The organism is Xanthomonas hawaiiensis (assembly GCF_031834635.1).
Lineage (GTDB): Bacteria > Pseudomonadota > Gammaproteobacteria > Xanthomonadales > Xanthomonadaceae > Xanthomonas_A > Xanthomonas_A sacchari.
The window spans coordinates 2,132,344-2,151,123 of record NZ_CP115873.1; the positions used below are offsets into that span (position 1 = coordinate 2,132,344).

Annotated in this window: 13 protein-coding genes; 6 read left to right on the forward strand and 7 right to left on the reverse strand. The window is 69.1% G+C overall.

Annotation, left to right across the window (positions count from 1 at the left end):
- The 5 genes from PG878_RS09275 to PG878_RS09295 all read left to right on the forward strand — a co-directional run bounded on the left by PG878_RS09275 (position 1) and on the right by PG878_RS09295 (position 5,326).
- On the forward strand, positions 1–1,347 hold the full coding sequence (locus tag PG878_RS09275) for a UDP-glucose dehydrogenase family protein (RefSeq protein ID WP_209031289.1): 1,347 nt from the start codon (positions 1–3) through the stop codon (positions 1,345–1,347).
- The gene (locus tag PG878_RS09280; protein ID WP_010344225.1) at positions 1,337–1,573 is read left to right on the forward strand and encodes a SlyX family protein; all 237 of its coding nucleotides are present in this window, start codon (positions 1,337–1,339) and stop codon (positions 1,571–1,573) included. Before PG878_RS09275 ends, PG878_RS09280 begins: the two co-directional genes overlap by 11 nt.
- 27 nt (positions 1,574–1,600) lie before the next feature.
- On the forward strand, positions 1,601–2,290 hold the full coding sequence (locus PG878_RS09285; RefSeq protein ID WP_209031290.1) for a DUF2058 domain-containing protein: 690 nt from the start codon (positions 1,601–1,603) through the stop codon (positions 2,288–2,290).
- Between the two features lie 2 nt (positions 2,291–2,292).
- A complete protein-coding gene (locus PG878_RS09290; RefSeq protein WP_209031291.1) occupies positions 2,293–4,437 on the forward strand; it encodes an acyltransferase family protein in 2,145 nt (714 codons plus the stop codon).
- Between the two features lie 115 nt (positions 4,438–4,552).
- Positions 4,553–5,326: a transporter gene (locus tag PG878_RS09295; RefSeq protein WP_209031458.1), complete on the forward strand. Its 774-nt coding sequence runs from the start codon at positions 4,553–4,555 to the stop codon at positions 5,324–5,326.
- Positions 5,327–5,851: 525 nt separating this feature from the next.
- Here the strand turns inward: PG878_RS09295 and PG878_RS09300 are convergent.
- The 4 genes from PG878_RS09300 to PG878_RS09315 form a co-directional block, all read right to left on the reverse strand.
- Positions 5,852–6,763, reverse strand: a complete 912-nt coding sequence (locus PG878_RS09300; protein WP_244672610.1) for an NAD-dependent epimerase/dehydratase family protein — start codon at positions 6,761–6,763, stop codon at positions 5,852–5,854.
- Positions 6,764–6,843: 80 nt separating this feature from the next.
- The gene (gene metH, locus PG878_RS09305) at positions 6,844–9,600 is read right to left on the reverse strand and encodes a methionine synthase (protein ID WP_209031292.1); all 2,757 of its coding nucleotides are present in this window, start codon (positions 9,598–9,600) and stop codon (positions 6,844–6,846) included.
- A 73-nt stretch (positions 9,601–9,673) separates the two neighbouring features.
- Positions 9,674–10,819, reverse strand: coding sequence for a homocysteine S-methyltransferase family protein (locus tag PG878_RS09310; RefSeq protein WP_209031293.1), 1,146 nt, complete (start codon positions 10,817–10,819; stop codon positions 9,674–9,676).
- On the reverse strand, positions 10,816–11,805 hold the full coding sequence (locus tag PG878_RS09315; protein WP_209031294.1) for an ArsR/SmtB family transcription factor: 990 nt from the start codon (positions 11,803–11,805) through the stop codon (positions 10,816–10,818). Before PG878_RS09315 ends, PG878_RS09310 begins: the two co-directional genes overlap by 4 nt.
- Before the next feature lie 126 nt (positions 11,806–11,931).
- On the opposite strand from PG878_RS09315, the gene PG878_RS09320 reads away from it, so the two are divergent.
- Positions 11,932–13,080, forward strand: a complete 1,149-nt coding sequence (locus PG878_RS09320) for an acyl-CoA dehydrogenase family protein (protein WP_010341462.1) — start codon at positions 11,932–11,934, stop codon at positions 13,078–13,080.
- A gap of 356 nt (positions 13,081–13,436) precedes the next feature.
- Here the strand turns inward: PG878_RS09320 and PG878_RS09325 are convergent, their stop codons facing one another.
- Genes PG878_RS09325 through PG878_RS09335 form a run of 3 tightly spaced genes read right to left on the reverse strand, consistent with a single transcriptional unit; the run spans position 13,437 to position 18,556 of the window.
- Positions 13,437–16,610 (reverse strand): multidrug efflux RND transporter permease subunit, encoded by a 3,174-nt coding sequence (locus PG878_RS09325; RefSeq protein ID WP_209031295.1) that lies wholly within the window; start codon positions 16,608–16,610, stop codon positions 13,437–13,439.
- Between the two features lie 12 nt (positions 16,611–16,622).
- On the reverse strand, positions 16,623–17,906 hold the full coding sequence (locus tag PG878_RS09330; RefSeq protein ID WP_209031296.1) for an efflux RND transporter periplasmic adaptor subunit: 1,284 nt from the start codon (positions 17,904–17,906) through the stop codon (positions 16,623–16,625).
- Positions 17,903–18,556 (reverse strand): TetR/AcrR family transcriptional regulator, encoded by a 654-nt coding sequence (locus tag PG878_RS09335; RefSeq protein ID WP_209031297.1) that lies wholly within the window; start codon positions 18,554–18,556, stop codon positions 17,903–17,905. Before PG878_RS09335 ends, PG878_RS09330 begins: the two co-directional genes overlap by 4 nt.
- Positions 18,557–18,780: the final 224 nt, after the last annotated feature.

Consider the following 18,780-nt stretch of genomic DNA (forward strand, 5'->3'; position numbering starts at 1 on the left):
ATGCGCGTAGCGATATTCGGCACCGGCTATGTCGGGCTCGTCACCGGAACCTGTCTGGCCGAAGTCGGCCACCACGTGGTGTGCGTAGACATCGACCAGGCCAAGGTGGATGGGCTCAACAAGGGCGTGGTCCCGATTTACGAGCCTGGCCTCTCGCCGATGGTCAAGGCCAACCACGCCGCACGGAGGCTGTTCTTTACCACCGACGCGGCCAGCGCCATCGCGCATGGGGATATCGTGTTCATCGCCGTCGGCACGCCGCCGGACGAGGACGGTAGCGCAGATCTGCAGTACGTCCTGGCGGTGGCTCGCACCATCGGCCAGCACATCCAGGGGCCGACCATCGTGGTCAACAAGTCCACGGTGCCGGTGGGCACCGCGGACAAGGTGCGTGCGGCGATCGCCGCCGAACTGGAAGCGCGCGGCGAAGCGATCGAGTTCGACGTGGTCTCCAACCCGGAGTTCCTGAAGGAAGGCGATGCGGTCGCCGACTGCATGCGGCCGGACCGCATCGTCATCGGCAGCAGCAAGCCCGGCTCGGCCGCGCGCCTGCGCCGCCTGTACGCGCCGTTCAACCGCAACCACGACCGCATCGTGGAGATGGATGTGCGCTCGGCCGAACTGACCAAGTACGCGGCCAACGCCATGCTGGCGACCAAGATCAGTTTCATGAACGAGATCGCCAACATCGCCGAGCGCGTCGGCGCCGACGTGGAGAAGGTGCGCCAGGGCATCGGCTCGGATCCGCGCATCGGCTGGCACTTCATTTACCCGGGCGCCGGTTACGGCGGCTCGTGTTTCCCCAAGGACGTGCAGGCGCTGGCGCGCACCGCGCAGCAGTACGGCCATGCGCCGAGGCTGCTGGACGCGGTGGAAGCGGTCAACGAGGCGCAGAAGGGCCATCTGTACGAGCTGATCCAGCGCCACTACGGCGCGGCGCAACCGCTCAAGGGCAAGACCTTCGCGGTGTGGGGCCTGGCGTTCAAGCCCAACACCGACGACATGCGTGCCGCCTCCAGCCGCCGCCTGCTGGCGCAACTGTGGGAAGCGGGCGCAACGGTCCGCGCCTACGATCCGGAGGCGACCGAGGAGGCCAAGCGCATCTTCGGCGAGCGCGCCGATCTGCACTTCTGCGAGGATGCCTTCGACGCGCTGGAAGGCGCCGATGCGCTGGCGGTGGTCACCGAGTGGAAGCAGTTCCGCAGCCCGGACTTCACCCGCATGAAGGAGCTGATCGGCGATGCGGTGGTGTTCGACGGCCGCAATCTCTACGATCCGCAGGAAATCGAGAGCTTCGGCCTGGCGTACTACGGCATCGGCCGCGGACGTTCGATCCATGCAGCATGATTTTTCCACCCAGGATCGGTTGCTGGAGAACCGCCTGATCGAGCTGGAAACGCGCCTCTCCTTCCAGGAGCAGGCGCTGGCGGAAATGAGCGATGCCCTGGCCGAAGCGCGGATCGAAAGCCAGCGCAACGCCGAGTTGCTGCGTCACCTGCTCGAGGATCTGGGCAAGGTGCGCAGCACGCTCTACGCCGACCCGGCCGACGAACCGCCGCCGCCGCATTACTGATCCCCCGAACCGACCGATGCCGTCCCGATGAGCGATACCCTCCGCGACCAGTTGCTGGGCCTGGGCTTCAAGCCTGCGCCGAAACCCGAACGCAAGGCCCCGCCTGCCGCGCCGCGGCCGCAGGGACGGCCGGGCCAACGCCCGGCACCGGCCGGGGCGCGCGGCGAGCGCGCTCCCGGCGGCGCGCCCAACGCCGGCAAGCCCGGCGGCGGGCGCGGCCGGCCGCACGGCAATGCCCACGGCAAGCCGCAGGGCGCGGGTGGCCAGCCGGCGCGGCCGCCGCGCAGCCGCGAGGACATCGATCTGGCCAAGGCCTACGCGATCCGCGCCCAGCGCGAGAAGGACGAGCGCATCGAGGCCGAGCGGCAGAAACAGGAAGAAGCGCGCCTGCGCCGCGAGGCGCGGGCCAAGCTCGACGAACTGCTCAAGGGCCAGGCGCTGAACCACGCCGAGGCCGACATCGCCCGCCATTTCCCCTACGGCGGCAAGATCAAGCGCATCTACGTCACCGCCGACCAGCTCAAGGCGCTCAACGCCGGCGAGCTGGGCGTGCTGCAGCAGAACGGCCGCTATCTGCTGGTGACCGCGGCGCTGCTGGACCAGGCCGAAGCGATCTTCCCGGCGGCGGTGGCGCTGCGGGTCGACCCGAACGCGCCGGCCGAGGAAGACCCCTACGCCGATCCCAAGTACCAGATCCCCGACGATCTGGTCTGGTAAGCGTGGCGCTGCCAGGGACGGGCACGCAGGACGCCGGGCGCGGCCGCACGCCGCCGCACGCGCACACCGGCGGCGGCTATCTGCCGTACGTGGACGGGCTGCGCGCGATCGCGGTGCTGGCGGTGATCGCCTACCACCTCGATCCGGCGTGGCTGCCGGGCGGGTTCGTCGGCGTGGACATGTTCTTCGTGATCTCCGGCTTCGTGGTCAGCGCCTCGCTGCAGCGCCTGCCGGCGGCCGGACAACCGGGCGTGTTCGCGCAGTTCTATGCGCGGCGCATGCGCCGCATCGCGCCGGCACTGGTCGCGTGCCTGCTGGTCACGGCGTTGGCCAGCGGCCTGTTCATTCCCGAGTCCTGGCTCAGCGAGACCAGCGCCAAGACCGGACGCATGGCCTTCGTCGGCCTCAGCAACTGGGTGCTGGCCGCGACCGGCAACGACTACTTCTCGCCCAAGGCCGAATTCAATCCGTACACGCACACCTGGTCGCTGGGCGTGGAGGAACAGTTCTACCTGCTGTTCCCGCTGCTGTTCCTGGCCTGGAACCGCGGCGGCCGCGGCCGGCTGTGGTCGACGCTGCTGGTGGCGCTGGCCTCGGCTGCGTCGCTGGCGTTCGCCTGGCTGCGCAGTCGCGATGCCGGCGATGCGGCGGCGGCGTTCTACCTGACCACCGCACGCTTCTGGCAACTCGGCAGCGGCGTGCTGCTGTACCAGGTGCTGGCATTGTGCGGACGCTTCGACGCCGGCACGCAGGCGCCGCCGCCGGGCGCCTGGCGCTGGCGCTCGCCGCTGCTGGCGGTGGCGCTGGGCGCGATCGCGTTTGGCCTGTGGTCTGCGCGTCCCGGTCACTCGCCTTGGCCGGATGGGCTGTGGCCGGTAGTGGGCACGCTCGGCCTGCTGGCGCTGCTGCACGGTGCCCCGGCCGGCTGGACCCGCCGCGCGCTGGCCCACCGCGTGCCGGTGGCGATCGGCCGCCTGTCCTATTCGCTGTATCTGTGGCACTGGCCGGTGTTCGTGCTGCTGCGTTGGACCGTGGGCCTGGAATCGGCGGCGACCAGAGTCGCGGCGCTGCTGCTGGTGGCGGCGCTGGCGCTGGCCTCGTACCGCTGGGTGGAACGGCCGTGGCGGCATGGCCGGATCGGCCGCGCACGCACCCCGGTACGGACCATCGCCGCCGGAGTGGGGCTGGTGCTGCTCGCCGCCGGCATGCAGGCGCTGCTGCAGGACACCCAGCGCTACTACGGGCTGAGCACGGTCAGCCGGCATCCGCTGGACTGGTATGCCTATGCCAAGGGCCTGCGCCGGGAGTTCCCGCAGTGCACGCTGCAGACCCGCCAGGTGCCGGTGCAGGTGGGCAGCGCCAAGCTGTTCGAGCGCGGCGCCTGCACGCTGCACAACCGCGATGGCGGCCAGTTGTTCGTCGCCGGCGACTCGCATGCGCTGGCCTACAACGAACTGCTGCGGCGCTTCTCACTGCAGAGCGGGGTGCCGGTGCGCCTGTACGGCGTCGGCGGTTGTCCGATCATCGGCCTGCAGGCCTGGCAGGCCGGCAATCCCGGTTGCCAGGCCTACGAACGCAGCGCCCTGGCCGACGTCGCCGCGCATGCACGCAGCGGCGACGTGCTGTTCCTGCCCGCGTTGCGGGTGCTGCGGCTGGCCGATCAGGACCGCCTGTTCGACGAGACGGCGGTGATGGCCGAGCAGGAGGGCGCTGCCGCGCAGGCCGCGCGCAGCGCGGGCGAAACCGCTGCGGTGGCGCTGCTGCAGCCGCTGGCGCAGCGCGGCGTGCGCATCGTCTTCGAGGCGCCCAAGCCGGTGCTGCGTGCGCCGCCGTACCGCTGCTCGGACTGGTTCAACCGCGGCAATCCGATCTGCGCGCACGGCATCCCGATCCCGCGCGCGACCATGGAGCGCTACCGCGCGCCGGTGCTGCAGAGCCTGCAGCGCATCGCCGCGCAACTGCCGCATGCCTCGGTGTGGGATCCGTTGCCGCTGCTGTGCGACGCCCAGCAATGCACGGGATTCGGCGACGGGCGCCCGCTGTTCTTCGACGCCGACCACCTCAGCGGCTACGGCAACCGCGTGCTGCTGCCAGGCTTCACATCTCATTTCGCTGCGATTCAGGCAAACTCGCCGCCGGTGCCCTGAGACGCAGCCCTGCGCCTCCCGCGTCGCAAGGAGTTCGCGCATGCCCGTTCCACGTTTTCTCGCGCCGCGTCTAGCGCCGGTCGTCCCGTCATCCGTTGCCTGTCGCCGGCCGCTGTTGCGCCGCCGAGGCGATGCGCTGCTGCGCGGGGCGCTGCTGCTGGCCGCCCATGCCGGTGCCGCCGGTGTCGCCTGCGCCGAGGACGCGCCCGGGTTCGACCGGCCCGGCATCGGCTTCGCCTCGACCACCCTGCAGCGCGGACAGGTGGCCTGGGAGCAGGCGTTCTTCGACGGCAGCTACGACCGCGACGGCGACGTGCGCAGCACCGAGTACGTCGCCAACAGCCGTCTGCGGTTCGGCCTGAGCGCGCGCACCGAATTGCAGTTGGCGATCGACAGCCAGGTCTGGCAGCGCGTGCGCGGCGGCGGGCAGGATCGGCGCGGGCACAGCGGCGGCGACGCCAGCGTCGGCATCAAGCAGGCGCTGCCGAGCGCCAGCGTCGGCTTCACCTGGGCGCTGCTCGGCAGCGCCAGCCTGCCGGTCGGGCGCGCGCCGTACGGCGACGCCGGCCACCGTTACGACCTCGGCGTGAGCGCCGGCTGGGACCTGCCCGAAGGGCGCAGCCTGGCGCTGTACGGCAATGTCAGCGATAGCGAGGACGGCTCCGGCTGGAGCGTGTCGCCGAGCTATACCTTCTACGCCGGGGACACCCTCAGCGCCTACGTCGAGGCCGGCATCGGCGGCGGCGAGGACGACATGCGCGCGCTCGGCAGCGGCGTCACCTGGCTGTTCGCCAAGCGCGTACAACTGGATCTGTCGGTGCTGCGCGGCCTGTCGTCGCAGACCTCGGACTGGCAGGGCGGCCTCGGCATTTCGGTGTTGCTGCGCTGAGCCCGAAGCCCCTCTCCCGTCGGGAGAGGGGTTGGCGTGAGGGTCCGGCGCGAAGCGTCTTGTGGTGTTCGGGTTGACGTGGCTGCGCCCGTACCCTCATCCGCCCCCTTCGGGGCACCTTCTCCCGAGGGGAGAAGGGAACAGCCGAAGCCCCTCTCCCACCGGGAGAGGGGTTGGGGTGAGGGTACGGAAACACCGCGATGCCCCAGAACTTGGTGCATCTCCCCGCACCCTCATCCGCCCCTTCGAGGCACCTTCTCCCGAGGGGAGAAGGGAAAAGCCGAAGCCCCTCTCCCACCGGGAGAGGGGTTGGGGTGAGGGTACGGAAACACCGCGATGCCCCAGAACTTGATGCATCTCCCCGCACCCTCATCCGCCCCTTCGGGGTACCTTCTCCCGAGGGGAGAAGGGAACGGCGGAGTCCGCGTGCCCCTCTCCCGTCGGGAGAGGGGTTGGGGTGAGGGTCGGCGCGCAGCGTCTCGTGGAGCCGGAGTGCGCGAGATTCTTGCCCCTGCCGCCGCATGCTTACTCGCGCGCGGCCTCGCCGTCGCCGGGCGGCAGGACCTCCGGGACGTGCTGGTCGTACTGCGCCAGCACCTCCTCGAAACCGTAGCGCGGTCGCCAATCCAGCGCCTGCATCGCGTGCTGTGCCGAGTAGACGCGGTCGATCCGCTCCGGGAGCGTCCAGCCGCGTTGCTTGAATGCATCCACCAACTCGGGTGCGCGGCGCTGCAGGACCGCCGGTGCGGCGCTGTGCAGCGCGGTGCAATCCTCGCGCTGGAATGGCGTGGCGCCGGAAATCACGAACGTCGCGCTCGCTGGCCCGGCATGCCGCAATGCCGCGGCATGGGCCTCGGCCACGTCGCGCGCGTCGATGCCGCGATGCAGGCGGAACGCGGCCATCACGTTGACCGGCTCCGGGAAGCAGCGCGACATGCGCAGGATGCGTACGCTCGGCCCGCCCTGGTCGGCGGCCTCGCGGAGCAGCGCCTCGGCCTCCAGCTTGGTGTGGTGGTAGATGGTCCGCGGCTGCGGCGCCAGCGTCTCGTCGACCCAGGCCGCGGTGCCGTCGGGCGTGGCGGCGCTGCCGTACAGCGCGGTGGTGCTGGTGAACACGATGCGGCGCACGCCGGCTGCCGCCGCGGCATCCAGCACACGGCGCGTGCCGTCGACGTTGACCTGGCGGAAGCGCGCCGCCGGCACGTGCGCGACGTGCGGCGCATGCAGCGCCGCGGTGTGGATCACCGCGTCTGCTCCCTGTAGCGCCCGCGCCAGCAGGGCGGCATCGTCGAGATCGCCGACCCAGTCGGCGGTGGAGCAGGGCGTGCGGTCGAATCCACTGACGCGGTGCTCGCGGGAGAGCCGGATGTGGATCGCGCGGCCGACCCGGCCGGCACTGCCGGTGACCACGATCTTCAGCGGGGAGGCGATGGACATGGGCATCGGCGATAGGCGCGAAGGCGGTTGGGGGAGTGCCGATGCAGGCGCTGGTGCGCGCAGCGGCGGCGGCTCCCGGCTCACTCCGGGTCGTAGTCCAGGTTCGAGGCCAGCCAGCGCTCAGCCTGCTGCAGCGAGACGCCCTTGCGCCGGGCGTAGTCGGCGAGCTGGTCCTTGCCGAGCCGGCCGACCACGAAGTACTGGCTCTGCGGGTGGCTGAAGTAGTAGCCGGACACCGCGGCGGTCGGCAGCATCGCGAAACTCTCGGTCAGCGACATGCCGGCGTTGCGTCCGGCGTCGAGCAGCGCGAACAGGGTCTGCTTCTCGCTGTGGTCGGGGCAGGCCGGATAGCCAGGCGCGGGACGGATGCCGCGGTAGCGCTCGGCGATCAGCGCCTCGTTGTCCAGCGCCTCTTCGCCCGCATAGCCCCAAAACTCGGTGCGCACGCGCTGGTGCAGGCGCTCGGCCAGCGCCTCGGCCAGGCGGTCGGCCAGCGCCTTGAGCAGGATCGCGTTGTAGTCGTCGTGCGCGGCCTCGAAGCGCGCCACGTGCGGCTCGATGCCGATGCCGGCGGTGACCGCGAACGCCCCGATCCAGTCCTGCTTGCCGCACTCGCGCGGGGCGATGAAGTCGGCCAGGCAGAAGTCCGGGCGCTCGGCGGGCTTGTCGACCTGCTGGCGCAGGAAATGCAGGGAATGGGGAATGGAGAATCGGGAATGGTCGAGCGGCGCAGTCCCGCCTGACGATTCCCCGTGCCCGTCTCCCGATTCCGTCAGGACCACAACATCGTCGCCCACCGACTGCGCCGGCCACAGCCCGAACACGGCCTTGGCGGTCAGCCATTTCTCCTCGACGATCCGCTGCAGCATCGCCCGTGCGTCCTGGTACAGCTCGCTGGCCTGCTGGCCGACGATCTCGTCGGTGAGGATGGCCGGGAACTTGCCGGCCAGTTCCCAGGCCTGGAAGAACGGCGTCCAGTCGATCAGCGGGACCAGGTCGTCCAGCGGGTAGTCGTCGAACACGTGCAGGCCGGGCTGCCTGGGCGCCGGCGGGGTGTAGGCGTCCCAGCCGCCGTCGAAGCGCTGGCCGCGCGCGTGGGCGAGCGACACCAGGCGCTTGGCGTCGCCGCGGTTCTTGTGGCGCTGGCGGATCTCGGCGTAGTCGGCGTCGTTGGCGGCGACGAAGGCCGCGCGCAGGTCGCGCGAGATCAGCGACTGCGCCACGCCGACCGCGCGCGAGGCGTCCTTCACCCACACCGTCGGTGCCGCATAGTGCGGGTCGATCTTCAGCGCGGTGTGCGCGCGCGAGGTGGTGGCGCCGCCGATCAGCAGCGGCATCGAGAAGCCCTGCCGCTGCATCTCGCGGGCGACGTGGGTCATCTCTTCCAGCGATGGGGTGATCAGCCCGGACAGGCCGATGATGTCGGCGTTCTCGGTGCGGGCGCGGTCGAGGATGGTCTGGGTCGGCACCATCACCCCCAGGTCGATCACGTCGAAGTTGTTGCAGGCCAGGACCACGCCGACGATGTTCTTGCCGATGTCGTGCACGTCGCCCTTGACCGTGGCCATGATGATCTTGCCGTTGGACTTGCCGGTGTCGCCGCTGCGCAGCTTTTCCGCCTCGATGTAGGGCAGCAGGTAGGCGACCGCCTTCTTCATCACCCGCGCCGATTTCACCACCTGCGGCAGGAACATCTTGCCGGCGCCGAACAGGTCGCCGACCACGTTCATGCCGTCCATCAGCGGGCCTTCGATCACATCCAGCGGGCGCGTCGACTGCTGCCGCGCCTCTTCGGTATCGACCTCGACGAACTCGTCGATGCCATGCACCAGCGCATGGCTCAACCGCTCGCGCACCGTCTTCTCACGCCACGCCAGCTTTTCCCGATTCCCGATTCCCGACTCCCGATTCCCCGCCTTTTTGTAACGCTCGGCGATCTCCAGCAGGCGTTCGGTGGCGTCGCGGCGGCGGTTGAGGATCACGTCCTCCACGCGCTCGCGCAGCTCCGGGTCCAGCTCGTCGTAGATCGGCATGCCGCCGGCATTGACGATGCCCATGTCCATGCCGGCGGCGATGGCGTGGTACAGGAACACCGAATGGATCGCCTGGCGCACCGTCTCGTTGCCGCGGAACGAGAACGAGACGTTGGAGACGCCGCCGGAGACGTGGCAGTGCGGCAGGGTGCGCTTGATCTCGCGGGTCGCCTCGATGAAATCGACCGCGTAGTTGTCGTGCTCCTCGATGCCGGTGGCCACGGCGAAGATGTTCGGATCGAAGATGATGTCTTCCGGCGGGAACCCGACCTGCTCGGTGAGGATGCGGTAGGCGCGGGTGCAGATCTCCACCTTGCGCGCGCAGGTGTCGGCCTGGCCGACCTCGTCGAAGGCCATCACCACCGCGGCGGCGCCGTAGCGCAGCACCTTGCGCGCGTGTTCGACGAACGGCGCCTCGCCTTCCTTGAGCGAGATCGAGTTGACCACGCTCTTGCCCTGCAGGCACTTCAGCCCGGCCTCGATCACGCTCCACTTGGAGGAGTCGACCATCACCGGGATGCGCGCGATGTCCGGCTCGGACATGATCAGGTTGAGAAAGCGCACCATCGCCTTCTCCGAGTCGATCAGGCCCTCGTCCATGTTGACGTCGAGGATCTGCGCGCCGTTGGCGACCTGCTGGCGCGCCACCTCCACCGCCTCCTCGTAGCGCTCTTCCTTGATCAGTTTGCGGAACTGCGCGCTGCCGGTGACGTTGGTGCGCTCGCCGACGTTGACGAACAGCAGGTCCGGGGTCAGCAGCAACGGCTCCAGGCCGGACAGGCGGGTGTGGCGGACGGAGGACATGGTCAGCGTTCCGGAAACAGGGAGGTGCAGGCGCGCACGCAGGTGGCGACGGCGAGGGTGCGCGCGGCGTTCATCAGGCGGCCTGCGCCTGCGCCGCCAGCGGCACGCGCGGCGGCAGCCCGCGCACCGCCTCGGCGATGGCGCGGATGTGCGCCGGGGTGGTGCCGCAGCAACCGCCGACCAGATTCAGCAGCCCGGACTCGGCGAACTCGCGCAGCGTCGCCGCCATTTCCTCCGGCGTCTCGTCGTATTCGCCGAAGGCGTTGGGCAGGCCGGCGTTGGGATGCGCGCTGACGTAGCCGTCGGCGATCCGCGCCAGGGTCTCCACGTGCGGGCGCAGGTCCTTGGCGCCGAGCGCGCAGTTCAGCCCCACCGAAAGCGGCCGCCCGTGCGCGACCGAGGCGTAGAACGCCTCGGCGGTCTGCCCGGACAGGGTGCGGCCGGAGGCGTCGGTGATGGTGCCGGAGATCATCACCGGCAGGCGCCCGCCGCGCGCGTCGAACACCTCTTCGATCGCATACAGCGCGGCCTTGGCGTTGAGCGTGTCGAAGATGGTCTCCACCATCAGCGTGTCGGCGCCGCCGTCGATCAGGCCGTCGATCGCTTCGCGGTAGGTGGCGCGCAGTTCGTCGAAGCTGGTGTTGCGGAAGCCGGGATCGTTGACGTCCGGGCTGATCGAGGCGGTGCGGCTGGTCGGGCCGAGCACGCCGATCACGAACCGCGGCTTGTCCGGCGTCAGCGCCTCGACCGCGTCGCAGCAGGCGCGCGCGACCTGCGCGCCGGCCTTGTTGAGTTCGTACACCAGATGCTCCAGGTGGTAGTCGGCCTGGCTGATCGCGGTGGCGTTGAAGGTGTTGGTCTCGAGCAGGTCGGCGCCGGCGTCGAGGTAGGCGCGGTGGATCTCGGCGATCACCTCCGGCCGGGTCAGCAGCAACAGGTCGTTGTTGCCCTTCAGGTCGTGGCCCTGCGGCGCGTGGTCGCAGCCGGGGCCGTGCACGTGCCCGGCCTGCGCGTCGTAGCCCTCGGCGAAGCGCTCGCCGCGGTAGTCGGCCTCCTGCAGCCCATGGCGCTGGATCATCGTGCCCATCGCGCCATCGATGATCAGGATCCGCTCGGACAGGGCCTGCAGCAGTTTGTGCGTGCGCTCCGGGTTTAGCCAGGGCAGGCCCGGGAGTGGGGATTGGGGATTGGGGATTGGTGAAACGACTCTGCCGTTCATGCTTCGACTCCCGCCTTGGCGGTTGCTTTTTCGATTCCCGATTCCCCATTCCCGATTCCCGGCTTCCCTGCAATCAGGGAGATCACCTCGAAATGCGGCGGGCGCTTCTCGCGGGTGACGGTTTCCAGACTGGAGACCTCGAGACCGGCCTTGCCGACGAACTTGCGCAGTTCCTTGGCGGCGAAGCCGAGGTTGACGTGGCCGTAGGCCTGCACCGCGGCCTTGTGTTCGTGGCGCGCCAGGCTGCACAGCAGCAGGCGCCCGCCCGGACGCAGCACTCGCGCCGATTCGCACACCGCCTGCGCCGGCTTGGTGGCGTAGGTCAGGGCGTGCATCATCACCACCAGGTCGAAGCTGGCGTCGGCGAAGGGCAGGGCGTGCATGTCGCCCTCGCGCACTTCCACGTTGCCTAGCCGACGCAGGCGCTCGCTGGCCGCGGCCACCACCCGCGCGCTGGTGTCGATGCAGACGTAGCGGCGCGCGTGCGGCGCGACCAGTTCGGCGAGCACGCCGTCGCCGGAGGCGATGTCGAGCACGTCGCCGGTCTCCAGCAGCGGCAGGGCGGTGCGCGCCAGCGCTTCCCAGGTGCGGCCGGGGGAGTAGTGGCGTTCCATGTCGCCCGCCACCGAGTCGGCCCAGTTCTGGTCGGCGGCGCGGTTGGCCAGCACCGCGGCCACGCGTTCGGCGTCCTGGCGCAGCAGCGGGTCGTCGCTGCCGGTGCTCAGCGCCAGCCACAGCGCGCGCTGCGCCGGGTCCAGCAGGGTCTCGTCGAAGCGATAATAGGCCGACACGCCGGCGCGGCGGTCGCGCACCAGCCCGGCCTCCTTGAGCTTGGCCAGGTGGGTCGAGACCCGCGGCTGCGCCAGGCGGGTGATGGCCGACAGCTCGGCCACGGTCAGCTCCTCCTGCTCCAGCAGCGCCAGCAGGCGCACGCGGGTGGCGTCGGCGAAGACCTTCAGCCGGGACGACCAGTCCTCCAGATCCATAAATATCTTCCTATCGCGATATAGAGATATTTTGGTCCGGACGGCGGTTCCGGTCAAGTTGCACACGCCGGCGTATGGTCGGCACGGCTACAATGGCCGCACCAACAAGCCCGGGAGGGGTTCGACGTGGATTTCAGCTTTACCGAAGAGCAATTGATGATCCAGGACGTGGCGCGGCGCATCGCCCAGGAGCGGATCGCCCCCAGCGCCGAGCACCACGACCGCACCGGCGAATTCCCGCTGGAGAACATCCGCCTGCTGGGCGAGAACGGGCTGATGGGCATCGAGGTGCCGGAAGAATACGGCGGCGCCGGCATGGACCCGATCGCCTACGTGCTGGCGATGGTCGAGATCGCCGCTGGCGATGCGGCGCATTCGACCATCATGTCGGTCAACAACTCGCTGTTCTGCGCCGGCATCCTCAAGAACGGCAACGAGGAGCAGAAGCAGAAGTACGTGCGCGCCATCGCCGAGGGCCGCGAGATCGGCGCCTTCGCGCTGACCGAGCCGCAGTCCGGCTCCGACGCCACCGCGATGCGGTGCCGCGCGGTGCGCCAGGACGACGGCAGCTTCGTCATCAACGGCAAGAAGAGCTGGATCACCTCCGGCCCGGTCGCCAAGTACATCGTGCTGTTCGCGATGAGCGAGCCGGACAAGGGCGCGCGCGGCATCACCGCCTTCGTCGTCGACACCGACAAGCCCGGCTTCCACCGCGGCAAGACCGAGCCCAAGCTGGGCATCCGCGCCTCGGCCACCTGCGAGATCGAGTTCCAGGACTACGTGGCCAGCGCCGACGAGGTGCTCGGCACGCCGGGCGAGGGCTTCAAGATCGCGATGAGCGTGCTCGACGCCGGCCGCATCGGCATCGCCTCGCAGGCGATCGGTTTGGCCCGCGCCGCCTACGAGGCCACCCTGGAGTACGTGAAGGAGCGCAAGGCGTTCGGTTCGCCGATCGGCGCGTTCCAGATGACCCAGGCCAAGATCGCCGACATGAAGTGCAAGCTGGACGCGGCGCTGCTGCTGACCTTGCGCGCGGCCTGGTTGAAGGGGCAGGGCCAGCGCTTCACCACCGAGGCCTCGGTGGCCAAGCTGACCGCCTCCGAGGCAGCGATGTGGATCACCCACCAGGCGGTGCAGATCCACGGCGGCATGGGCTATTCCAAGGAGATGCCGCTGGAGCGCTACTTCCGCGATGCCAAGATCACCGAGATCTACGAGGGCACCAGCGAGATCCAGCGTCTGGTGATCGCGCGCAACGAGACGGGGTTGCGCTGAGGCCGGGATTCGGGATTGGGGATTCGCCGGTTCCCGAATCGGTTGAGGCATCAGGAGAAGCGGCCGCAAGGCCGCTTTTTCTTTTGTTGAAAAGGAATGAGTGGCGTTCGGACTGCAATGCGTCGGGACTGAAGTCCCTCCCACAAGGAGCGCTCGGCCTTCAATGAGCTCTCTGCCCGCATGGGGTGTTGGGTCGCGCTTCCCGACCAGATGCACGGACAACAAAAAGCAGCCTTGCGGCCGCTTTTTGTTTGCCTCTACGAGGGGAAAGGATCAAGTCCGAGAGGAGGATTCGCGAATCCCCACTCCCGAATCCCCGGCTTTTCAGCAGCCGAATGGCTGCTCATCCCGGCTCCTCAGCGATCCGGCTGATGCCGCGCCAGTCCGGCTTCCTGCAGTTGCGTGAACTCCTTCGACGGTTCGTCCAGCTTGTCGCCGAGCATGCGCCGCACCATCACGAAGAACAGCGGGATGAACAGCACGCCCAGCACGGTGGCGAACAGCATGCCGCCGATCACGCCGGTACCGATGGCGTGGCGGGCGTTGGCGCCGGCGCCGGTGGAGATCGCCATCGGCAGCACGCCGAGGATGAAGGCGAAGGAGGTCATCAGGATCGGGCGGAAGCGCAGGTGCGCCGCTTCGGCCGCGGCCTCGCGCAGGGTCTTGCCCATCGCCCGCTGCTCCACCGCGAACTCGACGATCAGGATCGCGTTCTTGGCGGCCAGGCCGATCACCGTGATCAGGCCGATCTTGAAGTAGATGTCGTTGGGCAGGCCACGCAGCAGCGAGAACGCCACCGCGCCGAGCACGCCGATCGGCACCACCAGCAACACCGACACCGGGATCGACCAGCTTTCGTACAACGCCGCCAGGCACAGGAACACCACCACGATCGACAGCACCAGCAGCAGCGTTGCGGTATTGCCGGCGATGATTTCCTGGTACGACATGCCGCTCCAGTCGAAGCCGAAGCCCGGCGGCAGGTCGTTGTTGACGATGTCCTCCATCGCGCTCATCGCCTGGCCGGAGCTGCCGCCCGGCGCCGGGTTGCCGACGATGTTGACCGCCGAGTAGCCGTTGTAGCGGCTCAGCGACGGCGAGCTGTAGCTCCATTCCGAGCTCACCACCGTGCTCAGCGGGATCATCTGCGGCAGGCCGCTGCTGTCGGTGGACGTACTGCTGGGCACGTAGAAGTTGCGCAGCGACTCCGGACCGGTGCGGAACGGCGCGTCGGCCTGCATGTTGACGCGCTTGATGCGGCCTTCGTAGAAGAAGTCGTTGACGTACACCGGCGCCAGCATCAGCTGGATCGACTGGTAGATGTCGCTGACCGACAGGCCCATCGACTGCGCCTGCACGCGGTCCACCTTCAACTGCAGCTGCGGCGAGTTCTCCAGGCCGTTCGGGCGCACGCCGGCCAGCGCGTTCTGGCGCTGCGCGGCCTTGCCGAGCACGATGTTGCGCGCCTGCAGCAGGGCTTCCTCGCCCTGGCCGCTGCGGTCCTGCAGCCACATGTCGAAGCCGCCGAACTGGCCCAGGCCGTTCACCGTGGGCAGGTTGACCACGAAGATCTGCGCGTCCTTGATCCCGTAGAACATCCCGTTCAACTGCTGGATCAGGTCGCCGGCGGCGATGTCGCGCTCGTCCCAGGGCTTGAGGCGGATGAAGCCCATGCCCACGTTCTCGCCGCGGCCCAGGAAACTGAAGCCGGCCACCTGCAGCATGCCTTCGACCGCCTTCTGCTGCTGCAGCACGCCGCGCATCTGCGCGAACACCTCGTTGGTGCGGGTCTTGGTCGCACCCGGCGGCAGCTGCACGATCGCCAGCGCGAAGCCCTGGTCCTCTTCCGGCAGGAAGCTGCCCGGCATGCGCGTGAACAGGAAGCCGCACAGCACCACCAGCAGCGCGAACACCGCCATCCAGCGCGGCGCGCGGCGGATGGTGTTGCCCACCGCGCCGACGTAGCGATGCGACAGCTTGTCGTAGTACTTGTTGAAGGTGCGGTAGACCCAGTTCGGGTTGTCGTTGTGGGTGGGCTTGAGGAACGCCGCGCACAGCGCCGGGGTGAAGCTCAGCGCCAGGAACGCCGAGAACGCCATCGACATGGCGATGGTGATCGCGAACTGCTTGTAGATCGCGCCGGCCGCGCCCGGCTGCATCGCCGAGGGGATGAACACCGCCGCCAGCACCACGGTGATCGCCACCACCGCGCCGGTGATCTGGGTCATCGCCTTGTGCGTGGCCGCCTTGGGCGCCAGGTGCTCCTCGGACATGATGCGTTCGACGTTCTCGATCACCACGATCGCGTCGTCGACCACGATGCCGATCGCCAGCACCATCGCGAACAGGGTCAGCTGGTTGATGGTGAAACCGATCACCCACATGCCCAGGAAGGTGCCGAGCAAGGCCACCGGGATGACCAGGGTGGGGATGATGGTGGCGCGGAAGTTCTGCAGGAACACCAGCATCACCAGGAACACCAGCACGATCGCCTCGGCCAGGGTCTTGACCACTTCCTCGATCGAGATCTTGACGAAGGTGGTGCTCTCGTACGGCGTGAACCAGGTGACGCCCTGCGGGAAGCTGGGCTGCAGCTCGTCCATCTTGGCCTTGACCGCCGCCGACACGTTCAGCGCATTGGCGCCCGGCAGCAGCTGGATGGCGAAGGCGCCGGTGGGCTTGCCGTTGTACTGGGTGTCGAAGCCGAAGTTGGTCGGGCCGAACGCGACCCGCGCCACGTCCTTCAGCCGCACCACGGTACCGTTGCCGTCGGCGCGCAGGATGATGTTCTCGAACTGCTCGGGCGAGGTGAAGCGGCCCTCGGCGCTGACCGTGGCGGTGAACGACTGGCCCTGCGGCGCCGGATCCGAACCCAGCGAACCGGCCGCGAACTGCACGTTCTGCGCGCGGATCGCGGTGTACACGTCGTTGGCGGACATGTGGTAACCCTGCAGCTTCTCCGGGTTCAGCCAGATGTCCATGGCGTACTCGGCACCGAACTGCTGGGTGCTGCCGACGCCGGGCACGCGCGAGATCTGTTCCAGCACGCGCGAACCGACGATGTCGTTGAGCGCGTCGCGGTCGATCGACGGATTGTCCGAGCGCAGCGCGATCACGCTGAGGAAGCCGGCGTTGGCCTTGGCCACCACCACGCCCTGCGCGGTCACTTCCGAGGGCAGGCGCGGGGTGGCCAGCGACACCTTGTTCTGCACCTGCACCTGGGCGATGTCCGCGTCGGTGCCGGTCTCGAAGGTCAGGGTGATGGTGGCGGTGCCGCTGGAGGACGACGACGAGCTGAAGTACAGCAGGTGGTCGATGCCGGTCAGCTGCTGCTCGATCACCTGGGTGACCGAGCGTTCGGTGGTGCTGGCGCTGGCGCCGGGATAGGTAGCGGTGACGGTGACCTGGGGCGGGGCGATCGAGGGATACGACTCGACGCCGAGATTGAGGATGGCGATCACGCCGCTGAGCGAGATCAGGATCGCCACCACCCAGGCGAAGACCGGGTGTTCGATGAAGAACTTAGGCATGGGGGGAGTCCGTTACTGCTTCGGCTGGTCGGAATGCGAGGCGGCGTCCGGCGTGTCGCCGTGCGCTGCGCCCTGCGCCGGGGCGGCGCCCTTGGCCGGCGCCGCGGCGCCCTGCGCGCCCTGGCCGGGCGCCGCGCCGGCACCCTGGCCCTGGCCCTGAGCGGCGGCGTTCGGATCCCACGGCTTGGCCACGGCCGGTGCGCCTTCCTTGACCTTGGGCAGGCCGCTGACCACGACCTGGTCGCCGCGCTGCAGGCCGCCGCTGACGATCCACTTGTCGCCCTGCTGGCCGGCGGTGGTCAGGTCCTTGCGCACCACCTTGCCGTCCTTGCCCACGACCATGGCGTAGGGACCCTTGGCGTCGCGCAGCACGGCCGCCTGCGGGATCAGGTACACGTCCTTGCGCTCGCCCAGGTTGGCCGCGAAGCTGACGAAGGCACCGGGCAGCAGCACCCGGTCCGGGTTCGGCAGCAACGCGCGCAGCGTCACCGAGCCGGTGCTGGGGTCGACCGCGGCGCCGGAGAAGTCCAGGGTGCCGGCATGCGCATAGGTGCTGCCGTCGCCGAGCTTGATCTGCACGGTGGACTTGTCCTCGGCGTTGAGGGCGACGTTGCCCTCGGTCTGCGCCTGGCGCAGCTGCGCCAGTTCGTCGGCGCTCATCGAGAAGTTGACGTACAGCGGGTCGAGCTGGTCGATGGTGGTCAGCAAGGTGCTGTCGCCCTGGCCGACCAGCGCGCCCTCGGTGACCTGCTGCTTGCCGGCGCGGCCGGCGATGGGCGCGGTGACGGTGGCGTAGCCGAGGTTGATGCGCGCGGTTTCCACCGCCGCACGGGCCTGCTGCACCGAGGCAGCGGAGCTGCGTTCGGTGGCCTCGGCGTTGTCCAGGTCGGACTTGGACACGTAGGCCTGCGGCGCCAGGCTGCGCGCGCGGGCGGCGGCGGCCTTGGCATTGGCGTAGGTGGCTTCGGCCGCGGCCAGCTGGCCCTGCGCCGAGGCCAGGGTCGCCCGCAGCGGCGCCGGGTCGATCTGGAACAGCGGCTGGCCTTCCTTGACGTCGGTGCCTTCGGTGTACAGGCGCTTCTCCAGCACGCCGGCCACGCGGGCGCGCACATCGGCGCTGCGGAACGCGGACAGGCGGCCGACCAGGTCGCGCTGCAGCGGCACGGTCTGCGGCTGTGCCTGCAGCACGCCCACTTCCGGCGGCGGCATGGCCTGCTGCTGCTCCTGTTTCTTGCAGGACGCCAACACCACCACGACGGCGCAGGCCAGGGCGAGAGAACGCAACGGGGAGGTCATCGGGTGGTACTCCGGTCTGGTTTTGTAGAAGGAAGGAAAGGGGCGGCGGCGAACGCGCGCAAAAAGCCGTCCACGGCGAACTCGGCCCAGGCGCGCTGCGCGGCGGCGTCGCCGCGATGCGCGCTGTGGAAGCGCTGACGCTCGAAATCCATGCCGACGATCATGCTCAACAGCAGTTCGGCCATGAAGTGCGGATCGTCATGCCGCAGCTGGCCGCGGGCCATCGCGCCGCGCAGGCACTCGCCCAGGCGCTGCATCAGCGCACCGGCGCTGTCGCGGAACATCGCGCGCGCTTCGTCGGGGAAGTGCCGCGACTCGGCGGCGATCAGCTGGCAACTCTGCAGCACCCGCGGTTCCGACAGCTGCTCCAGGTATTCGCAGGCGAAGCGCAGCAGGCTGCCGCGCAGGTCGTCCTGCACCGGCTCCAGGTGCGCGGTGGCCAGGTCCAGGTGGTCCTGCATCGCCCGCCGCAGCAGGCCCTGCTTGCTGCGGTAGCGGCTGTACAGGGTCTGCTTGGAACAGCCGGCGCGTGCCGCCACCGCGTCCATGCTCAGGCCCATGCCTTCCTCGGCCAGCAGTTCGCGCACGGCGGCGTACACGCGCTGGTCGCGCGCCTGGCGCTGTGCGGCAGAGGCGAGGGGGGTGCTCATCGATTGTGGACTATACCGTCCAGTTTAGAATTAGAACAGCCTTGACACGTGGGCGTTCTTGCTGACAGCAGGGGTGGCCGGCAAAGCATGGTGACCGCCGCGTGATGATGGTGTTGCGACCGCTTTGCACGATCTGGCGCGTCGCCTCCGCAACGCGCTCGGTTTGCGATGCAGCAAGGTAGTTGAACGAGGCACCGGTACAATTCGCGCTTTCCCATCGAGCA

What these genes read in the sequence shown, in the direction of transcription:
- PG878_RS09330 (WP_209031296.1), bottom strand. Translation starts at nt 17,906, where the DNA reads ATGACCTCCCCGTTGCGTTCTCTCGCCCTGGCCTGCGCCGTCGTGGTG.
- PG878_RS09310 (WP_209031293.1), bottom strand. Translation starts at nt 10,819, where the DNA reads ATGAACGGCAGAGTCGTTTCACCAATCCCCAATCCCCAATCCCCACTC.
- PG878_RS09280 (WP_010344225.1), top strand. Translation starts at nt 1,337, where the DNA reads ATGCAGCATGATTTTTCCACCCAGGATCGGTTGCTGGAGAACCGCCTG.
- PG878_RS09300 (WP_244672610.1), bottom strand. Translation starts at nt 6,763, where the DNA reads ATGTCCATCGCCTCCCCGCTGAAGATCGTGGTCACCGGCAGTGCCGGC.
- PG878_RS09285 (WP_209031290.1), top strand. Translation starts at nt 1,601, where the DNA reads ATGAGCGATACCCTCCGCGACCAGTTGCTGGGCCTGGGCTTCAAGCCT.
- PG878_RS09315 (WP_209031294.1), bottom strand. Translation starts at nt 11,805, where the DNA reads ATGGATCTGGAGGACTGGTCGTCCCGGCTGAAGGTCTTCGCCGACGCC.
- PG878_RS09325 (WP_209031295.1), bottom strand. Translation starts at nt 16,610, where the DNA reads ATGCCTAAGTTCTTCATCGAACACCCGGTCTTCGCCTGGGTGGTGGCG.
- PG878_RS09335 (WP_209031297.1), bottom strand. Translation starts at nt 18,556, where the DNA reads ATGAGCACCCCCCTCGCCTCTGCCGCACAGCGCCAGGCGCGCGACCAG.
- PG878_RS09275 (WP_209031289.1), top strand. Translation starts at nt 1, where the DNA reads ATGCGCGTAGCGATATTCGGCACCGGCTATGTCGGGCTCGTCACCGGA.
- metH (WP_209031292.1), bottom strand. Translation starts at nt 9,600, where the DNA reads ATGTCCTCCGTCCGCCACACCCGCCTGTCCGGCCTGGAGCCGTTGCTG.